Origin of the sequence: Marinobacter sp. F4218 (genome assembly GCF_019443085.1) — a bacterium.
GTDB lineage: Bacteria > Pseudomonadota > Gammaproteobacteria > Pseudomonadales > Oleiphilaceae > Marinobacter > Marinobacter albus.
This window is the reverse complement of the sequence record NZ_JAHZIL010000003.1, coordinates 1,893,802-1,917,156: the sequence shown is the minus strand read 5'-3', so window position 1 is coordinate 1,917,156 and position 23,355 is coordinate 1,893,802. Positions and strand designations below refer to the sequence as shown.

The 23,355-nt window shown below is 60.8% G+C and carries 21 protein-coding genes; 10 read left to right on the top strand and 11 right to left on the bottom strand.

The genetic code is table 11. From position 1 onward, the window contains the following. Window positions 1-160: 160 nt before the first annotated feature. Window positions 161-1,447, bottom strand: coding sequence for an MFS transporter (locus K0B93_RS12745; protein ID WP_219867566.1), 1,287 nt, complete (start codon window positions 1,445-1,447; stop codon window positions 161-163). 270 nt (window positions 1,448-1,717) lie between these two features. Between K0B93_RS12745 and K0B93_RS12740 the strand changes: the two genes are divergently transcribed. From K0B93_RS12740 to K0B93_RS12725, 4 genes are all read left to right on the top strand, one after another. Then, complete coding sequence (locus tag K0B93_RS12740) at window positions 1,718-2,620, top strand: helix-turn-helix transcriptional regulator (protein ID WP_219867565.1); 903 nt, start codon at window positions 1,718-1,720, stop codon at window positions 2,618-2,620. Between the two features lie 9 nt (window positions 2,621-2,629). Continuing rightward, window positions 2,630-4,393 carry an ExeM/NucH family extracellular endonuclease gene (locus tag K0B93_RS12735; RefSeq protein ID WP_324125024.1) on the top strand — a complete coding sequence of 588 codons (1,764 nt, stop codon included), beginning with the start codon at window positions 2,630-2,632 and terminating at the stop codon, window positions 4,391-4,393. Between the two features lie 134 nt (window positions 4,394-4,527). Beyond that, window positions 4,528-5,415, top strand: coding sequence for an alpha/beta fold hydrolase (locus K0B93_RS12730; RefSeq protein WP_219867564.1), 888 nt, complete (start codon window positions 4,528-4,530; stop codon window positions 5,413-5,415). Window positions 5,416-5,594: 179 nt separating this feature from the next. Further along, a complete protein-coding gene (locus K0B93_RS12725) occupies window positions 5,595-6,665 on the top strand; it encodes an AraC family transcriptional regulator (RefSeq protein WP_219867563.1) in 1,071 nt (356 codons plus the stop codon). On the opposite strand, the gene queE is transcribed toward K0B93_RS12725, so the two are convergent. Continuing rightward, window positions 6,666-7,322 (bottom strand): 7-carboxy-7-deazaguanine synthase, encoded by a 657-nt coding sequence (queE, locus tag K0B93_RS12720; protein ID WP_219867562.1) that lies wholly within the window; start codon window positions 7,320-7,322, stop codon window positions 6,666-6,668. Then, entirely contained in the window at window positions 7,322-7,987 is a 666-nt protein-coding gene (gene queC, locus K0B93_RS12715; RefSeq protein ID WP_219867561.1) for a 7-cyano-7-deazaguanine synthase QueC, read from the bottom strand. The genes queE and queC overlap by 1 nt, the downstream gene beginning before the upstream one ends. A 186-nt stretch (window positions 7,988-8,173) precedes the next feature. Between queC and K0B93_RS12710 the strand changes: the two genes are divergently transcribed. After that, the gene (locus tag K0B93_RS12710; protein WP_219867560.1) at window positions 8,174-8,683 is read left to right on the top strand and encodes a hypothetical protein; all 510 of its coding nucleotides are present in this window, start codon (window positions 8,174-8,176) and stop codon (window positions 8,681-8,683) included. On the opposite strand, the gene K0B93_RS12705 is transcribed toward K0B93_RS12710, so the two are convergent. Beyond that, window positions 8,655-8,894 (bottom strand): hypothetical protein, encoded by a 240-nt coding sequence (locus tag K0B93_RS12705; protein WP_219867559.1) that lies wholly within the window; start codon window positions 8,892-8,894, stop codon window positions 8,655-8,657. The genes K0B93_RS12710 and K0B93_RS12705 overlap by 29 nt on opposite strands. 545 nt (window positions 8,895-9,439) lie before the next feature. On the opposite strand from K0B93_RS12705, the gene K0B93_RS12700 reads away from it, so the two are divergent. Beyond that, complete coding sequence (locus K0B93_RS12700; protein ID WP_219867558.1) at window positions 9,440-9,712, top strand: hypothetical protein; 273 nt, start codon at window positions 9,440-9,442, stop codon at window positions 9,710-9,712. Window positions 9,713-9,755: 43 nt separating this feature from the next. Here the strand turns inward: K0B93_RS12700 and K0B93_RS12695 are convergent, their stop codons facing one another. The 3 genes from K0B93_RS12695 to K0B93_RS12685 are packed head-to-tail and all read right to left on the bottom strand — an operon-like array spanning window position 9,756 to window position 14,337. Further along, window positions 9,756-10,169, bottom strand: coding sequence for a response regulator (locus K0B93_RS12695; protein WP_219867557.1), 414 nt, complete (start codon window positions 10,167-10,169; stop codon window positions 9,756-9,758). Between the two features lie 48 nt (window positions 10,170-10,217). Continuing rightward, window positions 10,218-10,772 (bottom strand): hypothetical protein, encoded by a 555-nt coding sequence (locus tag K0B93_RS12690; RefSeq protein WP_219867556.1) that lies wholly within the window; start codon window positions 10,770-10,772, stop codon window positions 10,218-10,220. Between the two features lie 34 nt (window positions 10,773-10,806). Next, complete coding sequence (locus K0B93_RS12685; protein ID WP_416383202.1) at window positions 10,807-14,337, bottom strand: response regulator; 3,531 nt, start codon at window positions 14,335-14,337, stop codon at window positions 10,807-10,809. A gap of 128 nt (window positions 14,338-14,465) precedes the next feature. Between K0B93_RS12685 and K0B93_RS12680 the strand changes: the two genes are divergently transcribed. Continuing rightward, window positions 14,466-15,494, top strand: coding sequence for a hypothetical protein (locus K0B93_RS12680; protein ID WP_219867554.1), 1,029 nt, complete (start codon window positions 14,466-14,468; stop codon window positions 15,492-15,494). A gap of 22 nt (window positions 15,495-15,516) precedes the next feature. On the opposite strand, the gene K0B93_RS12675 is transcribed toward K0B93_RS12680, so the two are convergent. Further along, a complete protein-coding gene (locus K0B93_RS12675; protein WP_219867553.1) occupies window positions 15,517-15,768 on the bottom strand; it encodes a hypothetical protein in 252 nt (83 codons plus the stop codon). A gap of 213 nt (window positions 15,769-15,981) precedes the next feature. Between K0B93_RS12675 and K0B93_RS12670 the strand changes: the two genes are divergently transcribed. Beyond that, the gene (locus K0B93_RS12670) at window positions 15,982-16,326 is read left to right on the top strand and encodes a hypothetical protein (protein WP_219867552.1); all 345 of its coding nucleotides are present in this window, start codon (window positions 15,982-15,984) and stop codon (window positions 16,324-16,326) included. Between the two features lie 2 nt (window positions 16,327-16,328). Here the strand turns inward: K0B93_RS12670 and K0B93_RS12665 are convergent, their stop codons facing one another. Together K0B93_RS12665 and K0B93_RS12660 are read right to left on the bottom strand one after the other, a co-directional pair. Next, window positions 16,329-17,615, bottom strand: a complete 1,287-nt coding sequence (locus tag K0B93_RS12665) for a serine hydrolase domain-containing protein (RefSeq protein WP_219867551.1) — start codon at window positions 17,613-17,615, stop codon at window positions 16,329-16,331. 41 nt (window positions 17,616-17,656) lie between these two features. Further along, entirely contained in the window at window positions 17,657-18,862 is a 1,206-nt protein-coding gene (locus tag K0B93_RS12660; protein WP_219867550.1) for a GGDEF domain-containing protein, read from the bottom strand. Window positions 18,863-19,038: 176 nt separating this feature from the next. Here K0B93_RS12660 and ybaK point away from each other — a divergent pair, with 176 nt between their 5' ends. Continuing rightward, the gene (gene ybaK / locus K0B93_RS12655) at window positions 19,039-19,509 is read left to right on the top strand and encodes a Cys-tRNA(Pro) deacylase (RefSeq protein WP_219867549.1); all 471 of its coding nucleotides are present in this window, start codon (window positions 19,039-19,041) and stop codon (window positions 19,507-19,509) included. A gap of 3 nt (window positions 19,510-19,512) precedes the next feature. Further along, window positions 19,513-20,688, top strand: coding sequence for a cation:proton antiporter (locus K0B93_RS12650; RefSeq protein ID WP_219867548.1), 1,176 nt, complete (start codon window positions 19,513-19,515; stop codon window positions 20,686-20,688). A gap of 101 nt (window positions 20,689-20,789) precedes the next feature. On the opposite strand, the gene K0B93_RS12645 is transcribed toward K0B93_RS12650, so the two are convergent. Beyond that, a complete protein-coding gene (locus K0B93_RS12645; protein ID WP_219867547.1) occupies window positions 20,790-23,033 on the bottom strand; it encodes an NADP-dependent isocitrate dehydrogenase in 2,244 nt (747 codons plus the stop codon). Window positions 23,034-23,355: the final 322 nt, after the last annotated feature.

Genomic DNA, 23,355 nt, shown 5'->3' with positions numbered 1-23,355 from the left:
CAAACTCCGTTCAAAAAGGCCGGTTGGCGCTGCACCCGATGCAGGAACTGGCCGGCCAACCTCATGCTTACATATCGAATAGGTACCAATAGTATGCTAACCATTACAATAAATACAGATATGAGAGTGAAAACACCCTTGGGGAAAACCGAGAGCAGCGTCAGCCAGCCTGACGCTGCTCCTCGAGAACCATCTCCTCGACCGCCGGGGACTCGTGGAACTCGACGTTGCGAGGATCCAGCTCAGCCATGACCGGCGAGGTTTCGGGCATGGCAGGGACATAGTGCTCCTGCTCCTGGACTGGAACATCGGCAGTATGACTGATGCGATAACTGGTGATTACGGCAAGGACCAGCAAGAAGCCGGCGTTGCCAAAAAACAGCCCGGACGGGCCCAGCAGATTGATCAGCTCGGCCATGGCAATCGGGCCGACCACGCTGCCAACCCCATAGCTGAGCAGAAGGGTGGCGCTGGCCGCAACAATCCGACTGCCTTCCATGCGGTCATTGGTGATTGCCACCGCCACCGGATACAGGGTCGCAGACAGACCCGTAAACAGCCCCACAAACAGGGTCAGCAGCCAGAGATTCTCGGCCCCGAGCACCGCCACCGCGCCGGCCGAGCTCGCGGCCATCACCGCAATCCAGAACATCACCCGGCGCCGGTCGAAGTGATCACACAGGCGACCAAGCGGCCACGCCATAATCATCGCGGCGACGATGGCACTGGCCATGAAGGTCGAGGTCCTGGCCACATCCAGCCCCACCAGAGTGGCGTAAACCGGCCCCAGGGCGTAGAAACCGCCAATCATCACGCCACAAATCAGGGCACCGGCGACGCCGGTGAAGGATTCCCGGCCCAGGGTGAAAATCGAGATTCGCTGTACCTGTTCTATGACCGGCGCTTCCATCCGGGTCAGCGCGAGGGGCACGAGCGCCAGGGTCAGCAGAATAGCGGCCAGAGAGAACGGCATGAAGTTGGCGGGGTCGCCGACATTGACGATCAGCTGGCCGCCCGCAGCGGACAGGTAAAACACTATCTGATAGACCGCAAACAGCGCGCCGCGATTGGCGTTGGTGGCCCGGCTGGAGAACCAGCTTTCGATCACGACCAGGACACCCGCGATGCTGAAACCCGACAGCACCCGGAGCACGGCCCAGAACAGTTCTGAAACGGCCATGGGGTACAGCAGCGCCGCCACGGCGGACACGGCGGCAAACACCGCAAAGGCACGAATGTGACCCACCCGGCCAATAACCTTATGGACGTACAGGGTGCCCAGGACAAAACCGATGGAATAGCACACCAGAATCCAGCCGATGATATCCGGTGATATCGCCTCGATACTCAGGCGAATGCCCAGCAACGTCATCAGGAAGGCGTTACCACTGACCAGCAGCACAATGCTCAGGATCAGGGCAGACAGGGAAGCAACCATGCGGGTCATTACAGCGGACTCCGGGGTAACGGGATACGTTCGTAACAGAGGGGAAGATAGCATCAAGGTCCGGAATTCGCCGGAGGCGTATTAAAACAGCAGGCAAACCTGGTAGCTACTAAGCACTTCCCGAAACCCGCGTGACCTCCCTGATGACCTCTGTAAGGCCGTCACCGCGCGGTTTGACAGGGTTTTACATTAATGGGTCGTAACAGACCGGGGTTGCCAGAGCAGGTAACATGAATCGCAGTTATTCATTGGACCCGTGAGCGACTGGTTATGAAAAAAACGGACTGGCCCATCCGCTGGGATCTGCTGCTTCGGTACCGACTGATCGAAACCATTGCGCTGTGGGAAGGTCGACTGACCACCAACCACATCTGTTACAGCTTCGGCATCGGCCGCCAGCAGGCATCCAAGGACATCAACACTTACTTGCGGGAACTGGCCCCGGGCAACCTGGTTTATGACCGGCACCTGAAGGGTTATGTTCCGGCAAAAAGCTTCCGTCCGGTAGTCACCCGTGGGCAGGTCAGCGAATACCTCGATCTGCTGGCGCGTCAGCAGAATCTGAGCAGCACCTTCGAATCGCTCAACATCAACCTGCCCGAGAGCACCGTGGTGCAGGGACCGAACCGGGTTATCTCCCCGGAAACCATGCGCGCAGTGGTTCTGGCCACCCGTCACGGACGTCAGCTTCGAGCCAGCTACGTCTCCCTGAGCCGACCGGAAGCGGTGGAAAGCATTCTCGAGCCCCATACCCTGGTCTGCACTGGCAACAGCTGGCACCTCAGGGCCTGGTGCGAGTCCAACCGGGAGTTCCGGGATTTCGCCCTGAGCCGGTTCCACCGACCACCCGAGGCACTGCGTCAGCGGGCCAAACACGCCCGTCAACAGGACAGCGACTGGAATCGGGAAGTAACCATGGTGTTGACCCCGGATCCGCGCCTCACCGAAGCACAGCAACGGATCATTGCCCAGGATTACGGCATGGAGCATGGCCGCCTCGAGATTGATACCCGGGCGGCACTGGCGCCATACATGCTGTCGCGGCTGGGAATCACCCTGGACAATCAGCACCCGGACCCGCTCGTGCAGCAGCTCGAGCTGGCCAATCCGGACCAACTCGGCTTTGGCAGCAAGCGGGAACGGGCACTGAAAGCTGTTGCCGGACTCTGCTAGACTGCCGGAGTGACAGTCCGCCCCCGACGCCTTTTTCGATATTTGATACTGACCCTGCTGCTCCTGCCGAAGGCCGGAGTGGCGGCCTCCTCCTGTGGCCAGCCCGCCAGCACCATCGCCAGAATACAGGGCACTGGCCCGCAGTCACCGGTGGTCGGAGAGACCGTAACCGTCGAGGGGATCATGACCCGGGACGCCCGCATACCGGGCGGGTTCAAGGGCTTCTACCTGCAGCAGGCAGACCACCAGACCGATAATGACCCGCGGACTTCCGAAGCGCTGTTCGTCTACACCCGTCGGTCCGAGGGCGAGCCTGGTGATCGCCTGCGAATCACCGGCCGGGTGAAGGAATACCACGGGCTGACCCAGCTTGTCGGCATCGGCGCAATGACCGTTTGCGGGCGGGAAGCTCTGCCAGGCCCCACGATCGTACGGCTGCCCTGGTCCGCACCAGCGGAAACCCTGGAAAACATGCGGGTACGCTTCGAGCAGCCCCTGACGGTGATCGACAGTTACAATCTCGGCCGTTATGGCGAATTAACCCTGGCTCCGACCGACCAGGTGGGGGCCACCGAATACTTGCCGCCCGGACCGTCTGCCGTGCGCACTGCGGAGCGAAACCGGGACCAGCGTGTGCTGCTGGACGACGGTCGCCTGCAGACGAATCCCCGCCCCGTTCCCTGGCCGCCCGGTGGCCTTTCGCCAGAACGGACGGTACGTGCCGGGGATCGGGTGACCGGACTCATTGGCATCCTGGATTTTCGCTTCGGCACGTGGCGGCTCCAACCCGAACCTCCCCCGGTGTTTGAGCAGGTCAACCCGAGACAGCCTCCGCCTTCCCGGCCGACCGAACCGCACATCCGCATCATGACCATGAACCTGGCCAATTACTTCAACGGTGATGGCCGGGGCCAGGGGTATCCAACGCCACGCGGGGCAAAAACCCGGACCAACTATCAGGACCAGCACCGGCGTCTGCTGGCTGCCCTGCAGGCTCCGAATCCGGATATCCTGGCCCTGACCGAAATTGAGAATGACGGCTACGGGCCGGACAGTGCCGTGGCCAACCTCGCCCGTGCCCTGGGACCGAACTGGCGCGTTGTCGAGACCCCGGGTGCCGACGGGTCGGATGAGATCCGGACGGTCCTGCTCTACCGCACAGACAGGGTGGACGTCACCGGCACCCCCGCTAGGCTGACAAGCGGCCCTTTCCAGCGTCGTGGCAGACCACCCCTGAGCCAGGCCTTTCAGGCCCGGGAAGGCGGGGACGCCGTGCGAGTTGTGGTCGTTCACCTGAAATCCAAGTCCTGCCGCAACGCCACCGGCGCCGACCGCGACCAGAACAATGGCGAAGGTTGCTACGCCAGCCGTCGGACCGGCTCGGCCAGGGCCATTCTTGACTGGCTGGCCTCGCTGCCCGCGCCGCCGGATCTGGCGGGCACCCTGATTACCGGCGACCTTAATGCCTATGCCCGGGAAACACCCCTGGACGCGTTCCGTGCGGGCGGATTCACAAGCATGGTGCATGACCACCACCCCTGCACGCCCGAGGCCTGCCCCCACTACACATACCGCTACAAGGGGGAGAAAGGCTCGCTCGACTATGCCCTGGCATCCAGCTCACTCCGACCCCACATCCTGACGGCTGCCACCTGGCTGCTCAATGCCGACGAGCCCCGGGCATTGGGATACCAGGGCCCCTTGGACATCGTGCAGCCTCTGCCCTGGCGCACTTCGGACCATAACCCGGTGGTTACCGACGTCCGCTACTGACCGGACACCCGGCGCCATGGGCCCGTCCTGTTTTTGCCTCGCCGCCGCCAACCTCCGGCTTACTGGCCAACGCGCTCCTGGCCACGGGCGGTAAACTGATCGGACATCTTGTCGCCAGAGTGACGCGTACGCACATGAGAATCCCTGCCCCCAACCTATGGCCCGTGGCCAGGACCGGACAGCGCCTGTTGCTGCAGGCCCGGCGCCGTGAAGCCCGGCTGGACAACCACCGGATGGTGTACCTGGAGCGAGGCAAGCCCGGTCCCGATCGGCCAACTGTGGTGCTGATCCACGGTTTCGCGGCCATGAAGGAGAACTGGGGCTTCTGGCTGCAGCGTCTGCCCCGTCACTGGCACTTGCTGGTTCCAGACCTGCCGGGCCTCGGCGAAAGTGAGTACAAGGCAGACGCCAGTTACAGCTACGAAGCCCAGGCACTTCGGCTGCGTGACTGGCTGGCCAGCTTCCCGACCCGCAACATTCACCTGGCCGGCAGCTCCATGGGGGGCGCCATTGCCGCTGTCCTCGCCCACAAACTGGATCCGGCACCCCGCTCTGTGACCCTGCTCAACAGCGCCGGGATCCCGGAGCACCCCGACGCAGATCCGGATGTGCCCTTCGAGTCAGACCGGGACAGCCTGCTGATCCCCCAGGACTGGAAAGGCGTTTATCGCATGTTCAACAGCGTTGGCAGTGGCCGGCCCACCGTATCGGGCATGGCCATGACAGGTCTGCTGGGACCCGACCTGCTGCAACGTACCGACGCCCTGCGGCATATATTCGGTGACATGCTGACCGACGCCCTGGCGCCAGCGCGCTATCTGGGCACCACGACTCCCCCCCTGCAGGTACAGTGGGGCGACCGGGACGTCATTACCCCCACCCGCTGCGTAAACTGGTTTGCAACCGCAACACCGCATGCCGAAGTTCACGTTTTTCGCGGCGTAGGGCATCTTCCCATGCTGGAAAATCCGGCACGCTCTGCGGCGGTTTTGCAGGACTTCGTCCAGCGTCACAGCCAGTAGTCCCGGGGCTCGCGCCCCCGGTAAGGCTGGTCATCGGATCCTGGCCGGATGGGCCAATTGGCCCATCCGGCCCACTCACCCGTCATTGGAGTCATGGGGGCAGACTCCCCAACAGGTCATAATCGATAGCACTAGAAAATCCCTTACATAACAAGAACAGAAACAAACGAGGAAACCCCATGCGCGCCTCAGCCTCAAATGCACAAGACCTGGGCATGCCGGCCATCTACCTGCACCTCCTGGCCGAACTGCTGCATACCATCGGTGTCGATGAACGGGACCTTCTGCTCCGGGTTGGCCTTGACCCGCTCCGGCTCAATTCCACCGATCTTCGTGTCAGCCAGTCCCAGGCGAGCGAGTTCGTTACCCGGGCCATCATCGAAAGCGGCGAACCGGGCCTCGGCATCATGCTGGCGCGGGAACTGAAAATGCCGCTGCATGGGGCGCTGGGCACCGCAGTCATGAGCAGCCGTACCCTGGAAGAAGCTCTGGAGCTGATGACCCGCTACCTGACCCTGCGGGCACCACACCTCCATGTCACCAAACGCCGGGGTGGCAGCAACGCCTGGTACACCGTCGCCTGCGACATGGACCTGGGTCCGCTTCAGGGCTTCATCATGGATGCCATGCTGTTTGGCTGTATTTTCATGGGGGCGCAACTGACGGGCGCCATTGTGGAGGGATCACGGGTTCTGCGACGGGGGCCCGAACCCGCCTACTTTCACCGGTTCCGACAACTAATGCCGGTACCGGTGGAATACGGCGCGACCGAGGATGCACTGGTGATCCCGGTGTCCCAGTTGGACCTGCCGATCCGCTTCAGCGACGAGCAGCTCGCCGCGACCTCGCGGAGCCAGTGCGAGGAAGCGCTGCGGCAATTAACCGAAGATGCGGGCTTTGCCTGTCGGGTCCGGCGGGTGATCGAAACCAGCCATCCCTTCCCGCCCAAACTGGCGCGCGTAGCAGCCACCCTGTTTGTCTCCGAACGCACACTGAAACGCCGGCTGCAGGAGGAGGAGGCCAGTTTCCAGGCCCTGGTGGACCGGGTTCGCCTGGAGCGGGCAGGCGAGTTGCTCACCAATACCGGCATGAACCTGAGCCAGATTGCCGACGCCCTTGGCTACGCCGATGCAGCGAATTTTACCCGCGCCTTCAAACGCTGGACCGGAACCAGCCCGAGCCAGTATCGAAACCACACGCGGCGGCCACAGGGAATAGCGGCCAAATCCATGCTCACTGCAACGGTCTGATCAGTCGATGCCGATGATCTTGTGCATCTGCAGGGTGAGACGCCACTCGGGGTGGGCCAGACAATAGTCCGTGGCCTTGCGGGTATTGCTCTGCTTGACAGGATCCGGGCCGTCCTCGGGGACCGCCGGTGACGCCATCGGCGAGAGAAAATAATGGCCGGCGCGAATGTGCCGGAAACGCTCCGGCATCGCCAGGGGCTGCGGGTACACCAGTTTGAGTTCGTCGCATGCGACCACCACAACGGTGGCATCGGCCTTGGGACTGACACACAACCAGTCAATGCCCTTGGGCACCGGCAGAGTGCCGTTGGTTTCCACCCCCACCTCGAAACCCGCCCGGTGCAGGGCATCAATCAGGGGTTCGTCCAGCTGCAGCAGCGGTTCACCGCCGGTGCAGACCACGTAGGGGTTCCCGGGTGCATCCGGCCAAAGACCGCGGAGGTGCGCGGCCAGCGCTTCAGGCGACTCGAACTGACCGCCATTCTGGCCATCGGTACCCACGAAATCGGTGTCACAGAAATTACAGACCGCCGCCGCCCGGTCCTTTTCCCGGCCGGTCCACAGATTGCATTTGCTGAACCGGCAGAACACCGCGGCGCGGCCGGCCTGGGCGCCTTCGCCCTGGAGCGTGTAAAAGGCTTCTTTTACCCGGTACATCAGGCACGCACCTCGTATTCAAGCGGATCCTGAACGCCATTGGCGGCAAAGGCTTCCAGACGCTCAACGCACGACCCGCAGCGACCGCAGGCCCGCTCCCGGCCGTTGTAGCAGGTCCAGGTCTGACCGTAATCCAGCCCCAGCCTGAGGCCCTCGGCCAGAATCCGGCCTTTGTCCATGTTCATGAACGGTGCCTCGATGCCCACCGGTTCGTAATTGGCAACCCGGCAGACCGCGTCCATCTTCTGCACGAATTCCGGTCGGCAATCCGGGTAGATGGCGTGGTCGCCTCCATGCGCGCCATACCAGACGGCCCCGGCGCCAACCGTTACGGCATAGCCGGTGGCCAGGGAGAGCAGGATCATGTTGCGGTTCGGCACCACCGTGGCCTTCATGCTGTCTTCTTCGTAGTGACCCTCGGGCACTTCAATTCCGGAGGTCAGTGCCGAGCCCGACATCACCTCACTCATGGCCCGGATATCAATGATCTTGTGGGGAATACCCAGAGACTGGCAAACGGAGGCGGCACACTCGAGCTCCCGGACGTGGCGCTGGCCATAATTGAAGGACAGCGCATGGACCCGATAGCCGCGGTCGCGTGCCAGGTGCAACAGGGTGTAGGAGTCCATGCCTCCGGAATAGATCACAACCACGGTTTCAGTCATTCGGAATCCCCATATGGTGTCGTGCGGGCCGGACTGGTTTACTTCCGCCCCCCGAGACAGACAGCTGTCATCGGGCTTTTACAATGAATGGACATATTGTAACAGTGCACGCACAGGTTGGGTTCGCGTCTCGGCATCGGGGCGAGTAAACTCAGCGAAAAACAACGTAACGACTACACTGAGCCAATGACCACTGACATCCGCCCGGCGTTCATTGATTTTGAGGCCTCAAGCCTCGACCTGATTGCGAGCTACCCGATCGAGGTGGGCATCTGCATGCCGGATGGTACGCTGCACAGCTGGCTCATTGCACCCCACGTCCTCTGGCAGGATTGGTCAGAGAGCGCCGAACGCATCCACGGGATTTCCCGGGCGACGCTGGAAGCGGAAGGCTCATCCGTGCGGGAAGTGGCGCTCCATCTGAACGAAATACTGCCGGGACAGGTCTTTTGCGACGCCTGGACCTTTGACAGTTTCTGGCTCCACCGCCTGTACCGGGCAGCCCGGGTTCGGCCAAATTTCCAGCTTGAGTCCATTTCCATGCTGCTGGACACACCGCAGGTCCGGGAATGGTCCGGCGTTCGCCAGCAGGTGATCTCGGAACTCGGATTACCGGTGCACCGGGCGGCCAATGACGCCCTGATTCTTCACAAGACCTGGGAAAAAATCAGGCCCTGGAACGGCGAGACCGCATAGCGATCACTTCCAGACCATCCCTCAGCGTGTTCAACGTCCAATAGGTGACCAGCGCCATCAGTCCTGCGCCGGCAACGGTGAAGACAAGATCCTCGCCCACAGCCTGGTGTCGTGCAATCAGCATGTAGAGCGCCAGGGCGACGACCAGAACGGTTTCAATTACGATGTGGGAATGGAATTTCTTGCGGACAGATCCGGCTTTATCGGCCATTTACTTAGGTTTCAACCTCTGTGTCTGGTGACTTCAACGATAAGTTAGTGTGCGAATTATCGCCAAAATGACGCAGAAGATCTGTACGAAGTAGTGGCTACGAGCTTTCCACTACCCAAAAAAAACGCAGCCCAGCGGGCTGCGTAGAAAGGAGAGATCCATTCGACTTCTGGCGCGGCAGAAGTCATGGATTGCACAACGTAAAAACACGTGACATGGCGAAGTATGCGTGCTCCGGGCAAGGCCGTCTGTACGGGTTTGCCGAAGCCTTCGGACGCTTGCAAACCGCCAGACAACCGATACACTGATCCTGAACCGAACCCTGAAAGAGCCGTTATGACCGGAATAATCTCACAGTCCCGATTCAACACCGTCCCGGATTGCCGTTCCGCGCAATCTGCGCGCGCCATGGTGAAAGATATCTAACGGCTTTCGGTCAGTCCCGGGAGCCATAGCAGCGACCGGGTCAGCTTCTCCGCCAAACCCCGGTTGCCCAGGCTCCGGGGTTTTTGTTTTTGCAGCCGCAAAACGATAAGGAGAACATCATGAAGAGACATCCGACAACACGAGCAGCAAACCAGCCCATCCCCGGTCGCCAGGGCCCGCTCAAGCGTCCCGAAAAGCTGCCGCTGCTGGATGCGATTTGCAGGAAACTGAACCAGCGCGTCAACCTGGATGACGAGCAGCGGGTGCTCGGGCTCTATGAACGGGGCTGGATCTTCAAAGGTGTGCTGGGCAACCTGGATGGCGCGGAGGCCCGATATGTCCGGGCCCTCGCGAACCGTTACAACTCCTGGATCGCGCGTCAGGTTGCCTGACGCCCGTCCATGTTTCCGGCCATGCCGGACAGGCCCGAACCGGTCAGTGGCGCCGGTTCAGGCCCTGCATCATGGCCATATCACCGCCATGGACCATGGCGTAGTTGTTGACCACGTCGTGGATCTTTTCCTGGGAATAGGGTTTGACAACATAGCCGTTGGCGCCGGCACTGATCGCGCGCTGAATGCTGTCGATGGAGTCGTCCGCCGTGACCAGAACAATGTGCTGTTCTGCCCGGATCTTTTTGAATTCCTGCATCAGTTCGTGGCCATCGCCATCCGGCAAGCCCAGGTCCAGCAGAATAATCTGGAACTCCTGGTCGGCAAATGCGGCCCTGGCCGCCGCCGCATCCACACATTCGGACACCTGAGTTGCACCGGCCCGGTACAGCATCTCGATCAGTCTTTCCCTCATGACCGGCTCGTCTTCCACTACCAGAACCCTGAGGTCACTCATTGATTGTCTCCTGTCTTACTCTTGCATCCGGACATTGTCTCAGTACTCTCACAGGGAATCATTACCCGTTCGCCTCGGCAGATCCAGCGGCGCGGGACGCGGGGCCGACGCTCGCCCGGAGGCCGACGCCGGGTCACTCACGCCAGCTTCGGACACCAGCTCTTCGGCACCGGAGCGGATAAGAATGTTACTGATGCTCACTGCCGTCGAATACAGGGAGATGGCAATGATCAGCAGAATGGGCTGGACGAAGGCGACAAAGCCCGGAACCTCGGCACTGCCGATGATGCTCAGTATGAGGATAATCGACGGCCCCAGCACCAGAAACAGGGTGAGGGCAATGAAGAAGACGATCCGTTCCTTGTAACGACCCAGGTCCCGGTTGGTCACCAGCCCGAGCACGAACTTGCCAATCGCCAGGCCAGCCAGGATGGCCGCGGCAATGCTCAGGTCCGGACGCATCAGGGTTTCGTATAGTCGGCCCTCCCAGAGCCGCTGCATACCGATTACGAGGAACGGGAACAACACGAACAGGATATCGGCGTAGGTCCCGTACATCATGCTGAGGCTGTACTGCTCACTGCGGGGTTGGCTGTCGGTCATTGGCCTGTTCCTGTCGTTACTCTTCTGGTTACGGTCACGTCGGGATCTCCGCAGCGGTGCGCGCGCGGTCTATCATGTCATTGAGCGTGTCGAGCTCGCCGCGAACCCGGTCCCAGTCCGGGCTTTCGGTTTTCAGCAAAGTCTCGACCACGCCGGCCTGCCGGGTCATGGCCGGATACCCCATGGCACCCGCGGTGCCCTTGATCTGATGCGCTTCCGATTTGAGAGGTTCGGTGTCCCGGTCCTGCCACGCCGTCTCCATCCGGACCCGACGGCCCGCCAGTCCGTTCAGGAACTGCGGCACCAGACCCTCGATTTCGTCGTCCTGGCTATCCTCCCGACTGCCGGACGGCCGTTGCAGAAAACGCTCCAGCAACGCCTGCAGGTGCGTCTGGTCGATGGGCTTGTCCAGCACCCCGTCACACCCTGCCTCCAACAAGGCATCGGTCTCTTTCTGGTCGCCGGCGGTGAACGCGATGATGGGCCGCCGAAAACCAGTCTGACGCAGCAACCGGGTCGCGTCGACACCGTCCATGCCGGGCATGTGGCTGTCCATCAGCACCAACTGGATGGATTCTGACAGGGCGCGGCGTACGGCATCCTCGCCGCTGGCAACCGACAGCACCTCCAGCCCATGTCGGCCGAGCATCCGTTCCACCAGACGGCGGTTGTCATCGTTGTCTTCCGCCACCAGAACCCGGCCAATGAACTCCCGGTCCGGCCTGCGGCCCTGGTCCGGATCAACCGTGAGGTAGCGGGCGAGGGTCTCGTAAAACCGCTGCTTGTCGATGGGCTTGGCCAGATGCTCATTGCAGCCCGCCAGCCGGTAGTCGGCAATGTCCTCGGACATGACGTTAGCCGTCAATGCAATCACTGGAATGTTGACGCCAGCCTCCCGAAGCGCTGCGGTTGCGTCCCGGCCGTTCATGACCGGCATCTGAATATCCATCAGGATCAGGTCAAACTCTTCACGCAGGGCCAGGTCCAGGGCTTCGGCCCCATTACCGACATGGACCAGTTCCGCTCCGGTCCGGGATACCAGCAGCGACACCAGTCGCCGGTTGGTCTCGTTGTCTTCCGCGCACAGGATACGTCCGCTCAACCGCGGCGCCACCACCATCGGGATGGCACGCCGCCGCTGGCTCAGCTCGGAGGCGTCCCGCAGGAAATGGACATTCGCCAGCGAGCCGGTGCGGATCGACAGTTCAAATTCGCTGCCCTCGCCGTACGTGCTGTTGACCTGAATGCTGCCCCCCAGCATCTCGGCAAGCCGGCGGGAGATACTCAGCCCCAGGCCGGTGCCCCCGTACTGGCGGGAAATGGCGGCACTGCCCTGGGCAAACGGATCAAACAGCCGACCCAGTTGCTCCGGCTTCATGCCGATGCCGGTATCAACGACCCGGGCAATTAGCTCTTCATGGTCGCGATCGCAACGAACCACCAGGGAAATCGAGCCCTTTTCGGTGAATTTCAGCGCATTGCCACAGAGATTGATGATGATTTGCCGGAACCGGGTCGGGTCCGTGAGTACCTGTTCAGGCAATGGATACTCGCAGATGATGCTGAAATCCAGTCCTTTTTCCCGGGCGCGGGGGGCGAAGAAGGCCCGGATTTCGTCCAGCAGTTCCGGCAGATTGACCGACACCACATCCACGTCGAGCTTGTTGGCGTCGATCTTGGAGTGATCGAGAATGTCGTTGACCAGGTCCAGCAGGTGACGCCCGCTCCGGACCACCGTTTCGGCGCTGCTGTGTTTTTCCTGATCACTCAGATCCGGGTCCAGCAGGGTTTCGCCATAACCGATGATGGCGGCCAGCGGTGTCCGGATTTCGTGGCTCATGTTGGCCAGGAACTGGCTCTTGGCTTCGGCCGAGTTGCGGGCCAGCTCCTTCTCCAGCCGCTCCTGTTCGCGCTCACGCTCGATGCGCTGGCGCTGGTGGCTCTCGGTCGCATCGATGCAGGTGCCTTCCAGATGAGCCGGCTCGCCATCGGCGTCATACACCGTGTGCAGCGAAATGTTGGCCCAGCGTTCCTCGCCGTCCCGGGTCAGGTACCGGGCCTCAATCCCTTTAACCGTGCCGCGGGCCTCCAGTTGCTGGACCACCAGGCGCCGCAGCCGGTCATCGGCAATGCAGGTTTCCAGTACATCGGGGTTACGCTTGAGCAACTCCCGGCTGCTGTTGTAGCCCATCAACTCGGCCATGGCCGGATTGGCGGTGATGAAGCGGCGGTCCGGTGACATCTGGAACACCCCCTCAATGGCGTTATCGAACAGCGACTGGTAGCGCTGCAGGTTTGACAGGGCCCGCTGGCTCCAGCTCAGCGCCTCGCCCTGAACCTGCTTGATCCGATCCGCCAGTGCGAACGAGAACAGGATGATCTGGGCAGTGAGGCCGATCTGTGGCGAATAATTGGTCAGCGTGTTCAGCGGAAGAATGCCCATGACCGTCAGGGCGTATACCAGGAACCCGATCAGCGCCAGGGTCCACGCAAAGAAGTACGCTCGGGCTGCAGGGTTGTAATAGCGCCAGGAGAGGTAACTGACCACGATCAGGACCAGACTGAGAACCACCGACCCGAGCACGATCCACTCCATGGCCACGTGATAGGGCAGGAACAGGGACAACACGAAGGTCGTCGCCACCGAGTACAGGCAGAGCCGGAGCACCTGGTCGAGATCGGCGGAACGCTCCCGGGTCTCAAGCAGGTGACGGGCCATCAGCAGGCCCCAGAACCAGGTCATGATGATCTGGAAATGCAGGTACTCCTTGTTGAACAGCGCCGGCCGGCTGTCCAGCAACTGGATGCCATGCACCTGTTCGGTGACGATGAAGATGGCGGCGGACACCAGGTACAGAACGTAGTAAATGTTGCTGCGCTCACGAACCGATACGGCAACGAACAGGTTGTAGGCCAATATCGCCAAAACCGCGCCGAGCAGAAGACCGCGAACGACTTCGTCAACCGATACTTTTTCAATGTAACTGTCCGGGTGCCACAGACTGATCGGCAGGCGGAAGGTGTTGGTGTTGGTGATTCGCAGGTACACCGTGTTCACGGCATCCGGTGCCAGCGACAGACGGAAGGTCGGATTGGGGACGGCCAGGTCGCGCTGGGTCCAGTTGTCGAGGTAACCGGCGCGACTCTGCTGGACCAGCTTACCCCCGCGAACCAGATACAGCCGCACCTCATCGACCAGCGGCAACGCCAGCTCCAGGATCCATTCGGTATCGCTTGCGGTTCCGCGGGTGCGGATATCAAACCGGGTCCAGTAGGCCGACTCGGTATAGCCAAAATTGAGGACACCGCCCTCGTGGCGGGTGAAAGCATTGAGCCCCCGATCCTTGACCTCATTGAACGTCAGCTGCTGATCCGGATCTTCGAGGTACCAGATGCAGTTGCCCAGGTCCCTGACACTTGCGGTACCACTTCTCAGGACCAGATCACCCTCTCGACAGGCTTCCTGGGCTCCGGCAACCGCCGGCACCAAGGCCGTCAGAACAAGCAGCAGGGCCAGCAGGGAGCGAGCCACTGCGGTGAATGCCGGATGATTCCGTTGCCGCAAAATGTGATCTCCGCGAGGGTAGATGCCTATATTATCGTTTATTGTCAGCATTCGAGGCGGGGCTAACAGCCCTGCGGGTAATCACTTTAGCCGTTTACCAACTGCCGCGCACCCCAGAGCCGTTCTAAATGAGACATTTCTGCAAGTTCAGTGCAATTGCCTTCGCCACGCTGTTACTGGCTGGCTGCGGTCCTGAGGATTCCGGACCCACCGCCTTCAATCCCGCCACCAACGTGGATCTCACCTTCTCGACGTTCACCCTGACCGAACAGACCGAAAACAGCCTGTTCGGTGACCTGGTACCGGCCGTGGAGCCGGCCGATGCCAATAACAGTGAGGCCCAAGCCATTGCCGACGGCATTCGCACCCAGCTGGCGCTGTTTCTCGGACTGACCTATGCGCAGGATGCGGGGCCGTCAATCGAATCGGTACGCAACCCGATGGACCTGATGCGCAGGGTCATTGGTGAAAACGAGGTCGCCAATTTCATTGATGCCCGCCAGTACATCAGCTCACGCATTGATGCTGGCCAGGCAGGGGAATACAGCAACACCACCAACGACGTCTCCATCCGCTTCACGGACCAGAAAGCGTTCACCGAAGGGCTGCCCGTGACCGAATACAACTGGCGTTACCCGATTGCAAAGTGGGTATACACACCGGATACCTCCGGCCTGGTGACGCGGGTAATCAGCTGGGTGGCGTCGGGCGACTTCCCGGCTGACTCCACGCGCCCCAGCGCCACCCTGGGCACCGAGTTCCGAGCCCGCGATTTCCAGACCTCCGGCTACAATGACGGCGCACGCCTGCACGCCGAGGGCAGCCTGGTCATCAAGGGGGAAAGGGAGTTGGCTTTTATCCGGGAATATCAGGATCTGAACACCGATACCGTGTTAATCGATGGCACTGCGGTTGGAACCAGTGAGGGCACACAGGGTGGTCCGGAATTCGAATTCGCCGGGGACACGGTCGATTGCCTGAAGATCGAGATGGACTATGCCGGCCCGTCGGTGGAGGTTTTCACGTCGCTGGATCAGCCTCCCCAGATGGAGGATCCGGACAATCCGGGCCAGACCATGGCCAATCCGGATTATTGCCTCAATCAGGATACCGCAACGGCGGGCTATCCAACCCGGCAAACCGGCTTGCGGATGTGAACGGTCACGGGAGCTCGACCGGCTAGCAGGTGCCCCTGCCAGTCAGCTTCCAGTTCTGGAGAAAACCTTTCTTGCGATCAATCATTCGCTCGTAGGTGGAGATCATGATCGCAGCGTGGGGCGCTTTAGTCAGTCGCAGGGTCTCGATGCGCCGTTCAAGGCGCTCGACTTCCGAGCTGACCTGCTGGTGAACATGGTCACGAACGCTGTCATGGTGATCAAGCTTGACCGTTCGTTCGGATCGGTCGGCGAAGGTCTGAGGGGGCTTATCCATTCGTCTTCTCGTCCAGTGAGTCGTGATAGATCCTGTTCCCATTTCGGAAGTCTGCCCATCTGTCCGGCAAAGTGCAATAAAAATGAATTTAGTTTCATTTTTATTGCCGGACCCGATTCGAGGACCTGCTCTTCACACGCAAAAAGCCCTGCTATAGTTCCCTGTAACATGCAGATTTTTCAGTATGATTCTGACCAACGCCCGGGAACTGCCATGACCCAGACCTCCGTCGCCGATACCCTCCGTGAATACCTGTCCCTGCTCGAGCTGCTGGACGATGCCTACTGGGAAGCCAGCAGCATTCATCACAAGGATATGCTGTACGACATCATCAGCATTTTCAGCCAGGAAGTGTCCGAGATAAACAAACTCAGCATCCAGGACCACCACTACCCCTATGAAGTGATCACCGAGGGCATTCGCAGGGTCGTACCGAAACTCGAGCGGCTGGATGAAAACCGGGAGGAGGTGATTCAGCGCACCCAGACACTGACAGATTTCCGGGACATCCTGTCGTCAGTGCTGGGCATTCTTGAGGAACAGTTGCGGACCCTGTGAATTCAGGCCGCAACCAGTGGCCGCTGGCTCTCGGGAATCAGGGGAAAGCGATTGCAGACGGTGTAGACGAATTTCGCCAGCGCCGGCAGGTGATGCCCAACAATGGGAATGCCGGTATTGAGCAGGCTGACTGAAATATCCCGCGCCGGATCCGCCCAGCACAGTTTGTTAATCAGGCCAATGTGACCGAAGGCGTAACGGCTCTGCGGTCCCCACAAGCCCACCGGGTTTCCACCGAGCATCATGCCGGCGCTGAAGCGCATGGGAATCATCATCGTCCGGTCAATCTGCAGCGAACCGAACTGCTGTATGGCCCGCCGAACCGTCATTTCACTGCAGATGCGCTTGCCGTTCCAGACCCCGCCATTGAGCATCATCTGGAAGAAGCGGCCCATTTCCTCGGCGGTACCACACAAATTACCGGCGGGAATGACCGCTTCCTGGAACCGGGGATCGTTGGAGACCTGCTCCACAGTCCGGATATCACTGCCCAGAGCGCGGCTGACAATCCACGAGACCGGAAACCGGGGGGTCGGACCAGTGGCGTAGTTGGTCGCCAGCTCGTGCAGGTGCTCCGGGGCAATCCCGTAAGTGAACCACTTCATACCCATGGGCTGGCGCAAGTGCGTGTCCAGGTAGTGCTCAATACTGTTGCCGGTGACCTTTTCCAGTACCCGCTGCAGCACGAATCCACCGGTCACGGCGTGGTAGGCCACTTTAGCGCCATCCACCTCCACTGGCTTGGCCTGACACAGCAGACGCCAGATTTCATCCTTGTCCCACAATACGTCGATAGGCGTTTCCCGCGGGATCGCCGGAATCCCGCCACGGTGGGAGAGCACCTGGTGCAGGGTGATCGTTCGCTTGCCGCCCCGGGAGAACTCCGGGCAATAATAGGCCACCGGGTCGGTCAGGCTCACCAGCCCATGCTCTGCAAGCATGTGGATCAGCAACGCCGTGACCGCTTTGGAGGCGGAGAAGTAACAGACGGGGGTTTCGGTCGTCATCGGTGTCTTCAGGACACTGGCGTTGTCCCGGGGACCATTGCCCGTGGCGTGCCCGATGGCCCGATGCAACACCTGTTCACCACGATGGCGCACCGACAGCTGCAACCCGGGATGAACGCCAGTCCGATACAACGCCTCGACACTGCTCCAGATGGCGTCAATCGCCTCCGAACTGACACCGGCCGCGTCAGGGTGCTCACCGGCGGCATCACGGTAGGTGACGGCAGACAGGTCTTTGGGAACATCACAGGTGTGCAGGGCACGGCGGGCGATTCGATTCATTCGGGTACAACCTTATTCAATGTTCTTTTGTTATCGGCGATTCAGGCACCATTATGAACATGCTCGGAGAGCTCTGCCATCGAAACGCAGTTGCGGCCCTGTTCCTTGGCACGGTACATGGCCTTGTCGGCGGCCGCACACAGGTCCGCAGCGGTCAGGCCATGACTGGGATAGACCGCCACTCCGATACTGATGGTCAGTGGCACGGTGTTACCGTCCCCCAGAGGGTGCGGCATGGAAGCGACCTGACGCCGCAGCCGCTCCGCGGTTTCCCGGGCCTCGACCACTTCCATCTCCGGCAACACGATCACAAATTCCTCGCCGCCAAACCGACCCACCGAATCGACCGTGCGCACGCTGTCCAGCAACAGCGCGCTGACCGCCTTCAGGACCGAATCACCGGCGGCATGGCCGCAGGTGTCGTTCACCTCCTTGAAATGGTCGAAGTCGATCCAGAGTACGGCCATCGTGCGGTGATAACGCCTGGCACGCTCCAGTTCTTCCTCCAGGAGCCTCGACACCTCCCGCCGGTTGAGCAGACCCGTCAGCGAATCGCGGGTCGCCAGTTCCGCCAGTTCGTTCTCCAGCGCCTTGCGGTCAGAGATATCCAGAACAATGCCCTCCAGCACCGTTTCACCATCATCGTCAACGACGCCACGGCCCCGCTCCCACACCCAGATCTCGTCGCCGCCTTTGCGGATCAGCGAGTACTCCACCGAAAACGGCTCACCCCGGTCCAGCGCCGCCTTCACCTCCCGCTGCAACCGTTCGTTGGCGGCATGGTCCATCAGGTCGGCAAAACTGAGCTGGCGGTTGTTGACCAGGGCCGCCGGCTCGTAACCGGTGAGATCAATACAGCCATCGGAAACAAACAGCATGGTCCACTGGCTGTCGTAGCGACAGCGATACGCCATGCCGGGAAGGTTATCCATGAGTACGGTCAGCTGGCGCTCCCGCGCGCGGAGCGCCTGGCGCTGAGCGAACTGGAGCCTGAGCAGGGCGCGGTCCCGGTAGAGCTGGCGCAGGATCACGACGAACAGAACGAGTCCGGTGACCAGAATGAAGAAGGCCCCCTTCCAGGTCTGGAATCGGGCCAGGGTTTCCGGGTCCTGAAACCAGGACTCAAACAGACTGTCGGAAAACCCGATCCAGGCAAACCCGACCAGCAGATAGGTCAGCGCCACCCAGAGAGCCCGGCGGACCGGAAGCAACTGATCGGGGAGCTTGCGCTCGTTGGACTGTTTCATTCCAGTACCGCGTGTTTGCGTGGCGGCCTTGGCGATGAGCAGCCTGTTTTGGATAGTGTCATGCCGAGAAAATAGTCATTCTTCTGACATAAGTCGAGTCATGCCGGGAATGGGGGCGCTATTCTCCACCCTGACTGTGTTACCTTTTCAGAACGGACAATCAGGCAGGAGACGCCATGACCCCGGGGATCACCGCCACCAGGAAAGCCAGGATCAACCACACCATCCACGAGTACGATCACGACCCCGCCAGCGAGAGTTACGGCTCCGAAGCGGCCGACAAGATGGGGACCGACCCCCGTCGGGTATTCAAGACCCTGGTGGTTGCCATTGACGGCAAGGAACTGGCCGTTGGCGTGATTCCGGTCAGTGCCATGTTGAGCATGAAGCGGATGGCCCGGGCAGCCAATGGCAAGAAAGCAGCCATGGCCGATCCCCAGGAGGTCATGCGCAGCACCGGTTACGTGCTCGGCGGGGTCAGTCCACTGGGCCAGAAACGACGGCTGAAGACCTTCATCGACGCCTCGGCCCGGGAATTTAAGACCATCTTTGTCAGTGCCGGCCGACGGGGGCTGGAAATTGAATTGGCCCCCGACGACCTCGCCACACTGGTGAACGGTCGCTTTTTGCCACTTCAACAGGAGTGAAGGGTGTCCCACGCACTGGATCTGCTGTTGATCGGAGGCATCATGCTGGTGGCCCTCGCGGCCCACTCCCTGGGCCAGCGGGTCCACGTTCCCCGGGTGACGCTGCTGTTGCTGGTGGGCGCCCTGGCCGGACCGGAAATGCTGGACCTGATACCCCTATCAGTGAGTCACAATTTCTCCCTGGTCACCGAACTGACGCTTGCCATGGTGGGCTTTCTGCTCGGGGAACGGATGTCCTTCCGCGATCTCCGACAGGGCCGCGAAGCCATTGTCATCAGCCTCGCGGTGACGCTCATCACCGCGCTGCTGATTTTTGTGGGCATCTGGCTGGTCACTCAAAACCTGGTCGCCGCGCTCCTGCTGGCCGCAATTGCCACCGCTACCGACCCGGCTGCCACTCTGGATGTGATCCGGGAAGCCGGCGCCCGGGGGCCACTGACTCGCCTGGTGACGCAGGTGGTGGCCATCGACGACGCCTGGGGTGCGATACTGTTCAGTGTCCTGCTGGTGTTTGCTGAACTGGTGTCCGGCAACGGCGCTGAGCTTATAGAAACCATTGGCCATGGATTCTACGAGGTAGTCGGGGCCATCGCCCTGGGAGCCCTGCTTGGGCTACCCATGGCCTGGCTCACCGGGCGCCTCAAGCCCGGTGAGCCAATGCTGCTGGAATCAGCTGGATTCGTTTTTCTGGCGGCGGGAATTGCCGGAGCCATCGACGTTTCGTATCTGCTGACCTGCATGGCGCTGGGTGTGACCGTCGCCAACAGGGCGCATCACCACATCCGTCCGTTTCGTTCGATCGAAGGCATCGTCGAGCCTTTCCTGGCGATGTTCTTCTTTTTGGCCGGTTTCAGCCTGGACTGGGAAGTGCTGCCAACTCTCGGGTTAATCGGTGCGGTCTACATCCTCGTTCGGATGATAGGCAGGGTCGCCGGGGGGTATGTTGGCGGGGTGCTGGCCGGCTCCGGGCACAAGATCCGTGTGCACACCGGCGCCTGCCTGCTTCCCCAGGCTGGTGTGGCGATGGGGCTGGCGCTGGTCGCAACCGACCGGATGCCGGAAATGATCTTTATCCTGCCACTGGTGATCGGCTCAACCGTTCTGTTTGAACTGCTCGGGCCGCCGATTACCATGAAGCAATTGCGCCAGGCGGGGGAAACCCGCAAGGACCCTCGCTAAAGACCAGACGACGATCACCAAGACACAAAAAACCCGGAGAACCTGGGTAGGTTGTCCGGGTTTTTCGGGAGGGACCGGCCCTTCAGGCCCGCCCCTCAGCCTTACTTAACCGAGGCGCGAGCCTCCTCGAGGATCCTGTTCAAGGTCGCACTTGGCTGCATGATCTCGCAGACCTTCTCCATCGGCGGGTGATAATAGCCGCCGATATCGGCCGGTTGGCCCTGAACCACGGTCATTTCCTCCAGGATCTTGTCCTTGTTCTCCTCCAGCTGCTTGGACAGCTTGGCGAAGAATTCCTTCAGCTCCTTGTCGCTGTCCTGCTTGGCCAGTTCCTCGGCCCAGTAGCGGGCGAGGTGGAAGTGGGAGCCACGGTTATCGAGTTCACCGGTGACCCGGGACGGCGACTGGTTGTTCTCCAGCAGGCGCTCCGTGGCCTTGTCCAGGGTCTGACCCAGCAGGCGAGCACGCTCGTTGCGCTGCTTTTCACCGAGCTCATCCAGGGACACTGCCGTGGCCAGGAATTCACCGAGTGAATCCCAGCGCAGATGGTTCTCCTGGATCAGCTGCTGCACGTGCTTCGGCGCGGAACCGCCGGCACCGGTTTCATACAGGCCACCGCCGTTCAGCAGCGGCACGATGGACAGCATCTTGGCACTGGTGCCCAGCTCCAGGATCGGGAACAGGTCCGTCAGGTAGTCGCGCAGGACGTTGCCGGTGACGGAGATGGTGTCCAGGCCGCGAATCAGGCGCTCCATGGTCCAGCGGATGGCACGGACCGGCGACATGATGCGGATATCCAGACCCTCGGTATCGTGATCCTTCAGGTAAGTCTCGACCTTCTTGATCAGCTGGGCATCGTGGGCACGCTCATCGTCGAGCCAGAACACCGCCGGCATACCGGTGGCGCGGGCACGGCTGACCGCCAGCTTGACCCAGTCGCGGATCGGCAGGTCCTTGGTCTGGCACGCGCGCCAGATATCGCCTTTCTCGACGTTGTGCTCGGTCAGCACGGTACCGTCCTCGGCAATGACCCGGACCACACCGTCTTCCTTGATCTCAAAAGTCTTGTCGTGGGAGCCATACTCCTCGGCCTTCTGCGCCATCAGGCCCACGTTCGGCACCGTACCCATGGTGGTCGGATCGAAGGCGCCGTGGGTCTTGCAGAAGTTGATGACTTCCTGGTAGATGGTGGCGTAGGTGGACTCCGGCATGACCGCCTTGGTGTCCTTGAGCTTGTTGTCACGGGCCCACATCTTGCCGGAGTTGCGGATCATCGCCGGCATGGAGGCGTCAACAATCACGTCGCTCGGTACGTGCAGGTTGGTGATGCCCTTGACGGAATCGACCATCGCGATTTCCGGACGGTGCTCGTAACAGGCGTGCAGGTCTTCCTGGATCTGCTCCTGCTTGGACTCCGGCAACTGCTTGATTTTCTCGACCACACTGGACAGGCCGTTGTTCGGGTTAACCCCGATTTCATCAAACAGATCACCGTACTTGTCGAACAGGTCCCGATAGAAAACCTTCACCGCGTGACCGAACACGATCGGGTGGGAGATCTTCATCATGGTCGCTTTCACGTGCAGGGAGAACATCACACCGGTTTTCTCACAGTCTTCGATGGCGTCCTCGAAGAACTTGACCAGCGCTTTCTTGCTCATGTACATGCCGTCGAGCACTTCACCTTCCTGCAGTGGAAGCTCGGATTTCAGAACGGTCTGCTTGCCCTGCTTGTTCTCGAACACGATACGGGCGGTGGTGGCCTTGTCGAGGGTGACCGACTGCTCGCTGGAGTAGAAGTCACCGCCGCGCATGTGGGCAACGTGGGTCCGGGACGCCGGGCTCCATTCGCCCATGGTGTGGGGGTATTTGCGGGCAAAGGCTTTGACCGCTGCCGGGGCGCGACGATCGCTGTTGCCCTCGCGCAGAACCGGGTTAACGGCGCTGCCCAGTACCTTGGCGTAGCGGGACTGGATTTCCTTCTCTTCGTCGGTCTCCGGATCTTCCTTGTATTCGGGAACCTTGTAGCCCTGCTCGTTCAGCTCTTTGATGGCTGCGCGCAGCTGGGGGATGGAAGCAGAGATGTTCGGCAACTTGATGATGTTGGCATCCGGGTCCTTGGTGTACTCGCCCAGCTCAGCCAACGCATCCGGAACCCGCTGGTCTTCTTCAAGGTAGTCCGGGAAGTTCGCCAGAATACGCGCCGCGAGAGAAATGTCGCTGGTTTCGAATTCAATGCCAGCCGGCTTGGCGTAGGTTTCCAGGATGGGAAGAAGCGACCGTGTCGCGAGGGCAGGTGCCTCGTCGGTCAGGGTATAGACAATCTTTGCTTTGGATGATGTCATTTTCGTCCTCAGGCTAATGGGTGGGTTCAGGACGGTCACGGCGGGGTCAGGCGTCTTGTGGACGTCCGACCCGAGCGATGACTGATTAGGAACTTTTGATAGACCTACTAAGATACCATTTTTTCATGAATTCTGGTTACGATCTTAGTATAAGAACGGACGAAAAGTTCGCTAATTCCCGTTACAGGACGATGAAAAACCTCGAATTTACGAAACTTTAGTACATTCCGGGGTTTCAAGCCGGCAGGCCGCGAGGGTTACCGCCCGCCAAAACCTGCGCACAGTTTTGGCGATCAGTAACCCCTCGCTGGTCAGGCCCTGT

Bases quoted from the DNA above. Each gene is read 5' to 3' on its own strand.
- K0B93_RS12745 (WP_219867566.1), bottom strand. From the start codon at position 1,447: ATGACCCGCATGGTTGCTTCCCTGTCTGCCCTGATCCTGAGCATTGTG.
- K0B93_RS12740 (WP_219867565.1), top strand. From the start codon at position 1,718: ATGAAAAAAACGGACTGGCCCATCCGCTGGGATCTGCTGCTTCGGTAC.
- K0B93_RS12730 (WP_219867564.1), top strand. From the start codon at position 4,528: ATGAGAATCCCTGCCCCCAACCTATGGCCCGTGGCCAGGACCGGACAG.
- K0B93_RS12725 (WP_219867563.1), top strand. From the start codon at position 5,595: ATGCGCGCCTCAGCCTCAAATGCACAAGACCTGGGCATGCCGGCCATC.
- queE (WP_219867562.1), bottom strand. From the start codon at position 7,322: ATGTACCGGGTAAAAGAAGCCTTTTACACGCTCCAGGGCGAAGGCGCC.
- queC (WP_219867561.1), bottom strand. From the start codon at position 7,987: ATGACTGAAACCGTGGTTGTGATCTATTCCGGAGGCATGGACTCCTAC.
- K0B93_RS12710 (WP_219867560.1), top strand. From the start codon at position 8,174: ATGACCACTGACATCCGCCCGGCGTTCATTGATTTTGAGGCCTCAAGC.
- K0B93_RS12705 (WP_219867559.1), bottom strand. From the start codon at position 8,894: ATGGCCGATAAAGCCGGATCTGTCCGCAAGAAATTCCATTCCCACATC.
- K0B93_RS12700 (WP_219867558.1), top strand. From the start codon at position 9,440: ATGAAGAGACATCCGACAACACGAGCAGCAAACCAGCCCATCCCCGGT.
- K0B93_RS12695 (WP_219867557.1), bottom strand. From the start codon at position 10,169: ATGAGTGACCTCAGGGTTCTGGTAGTGGAAGACGAGCCGGTCATGAGG.
- K0B93_RS12690 (WP_219867556.1), bottom strand. From the start codon at position 10,772: ATGACCGACAGCCAACCCCGCAGTGAGCAGTACAGCCTCAGCATGATG.
- K0B93_RS12680 (WP_219867554.1), top strand. From the start codon at position 14,466: ATGAGACATTTCTGCAAGTTCAGTGCAATTGCCTTCGCCACGCTGTTA.
- K0B93_RS12675 (WP_219867553.1), bottom strand. From the start codon at position 15,768: ATGGATAAGCCCCCTCAGACCTTCGCCGACCGATCCGAACGAACGGTC.
- K0B93_RS12670 (WP_219867552.1), top strand. From the start codon at position 15,982: ATGACCCAGACCTCCGTCGCCGATACCCTCCGTGAATACCTGTCCCTG.
- K0B93_RS12665 (WP_219867551.1), bottom strand. From the start codon at position 17,615: ATGAATCGAATCGCCCGCCGTGCCCTGCACACCTGTGATGTTCCCAAA.
- K0B93_RS12660 (WP_219867550.1), bottom strand. From the start codon at position 18,862: ATGAAACAGTCCAACGAGCGCAAGCTCCCCGATCAGTTGCTTCCGGTC.
- ybaK (WP_219867549.1), top strand. From the start codon at position 19,039: ATGACCCCGGGGATCACCGCCACCAGGAAAGCCAGGATCAACCACACC.
- K0B93_RS12645 (WP_219867547.1), bottom strand. From the start codon at position 23,033: ATGACATCATCCAAAGCAAAGATTGTCTATACCCTGACCGACGAGGCA.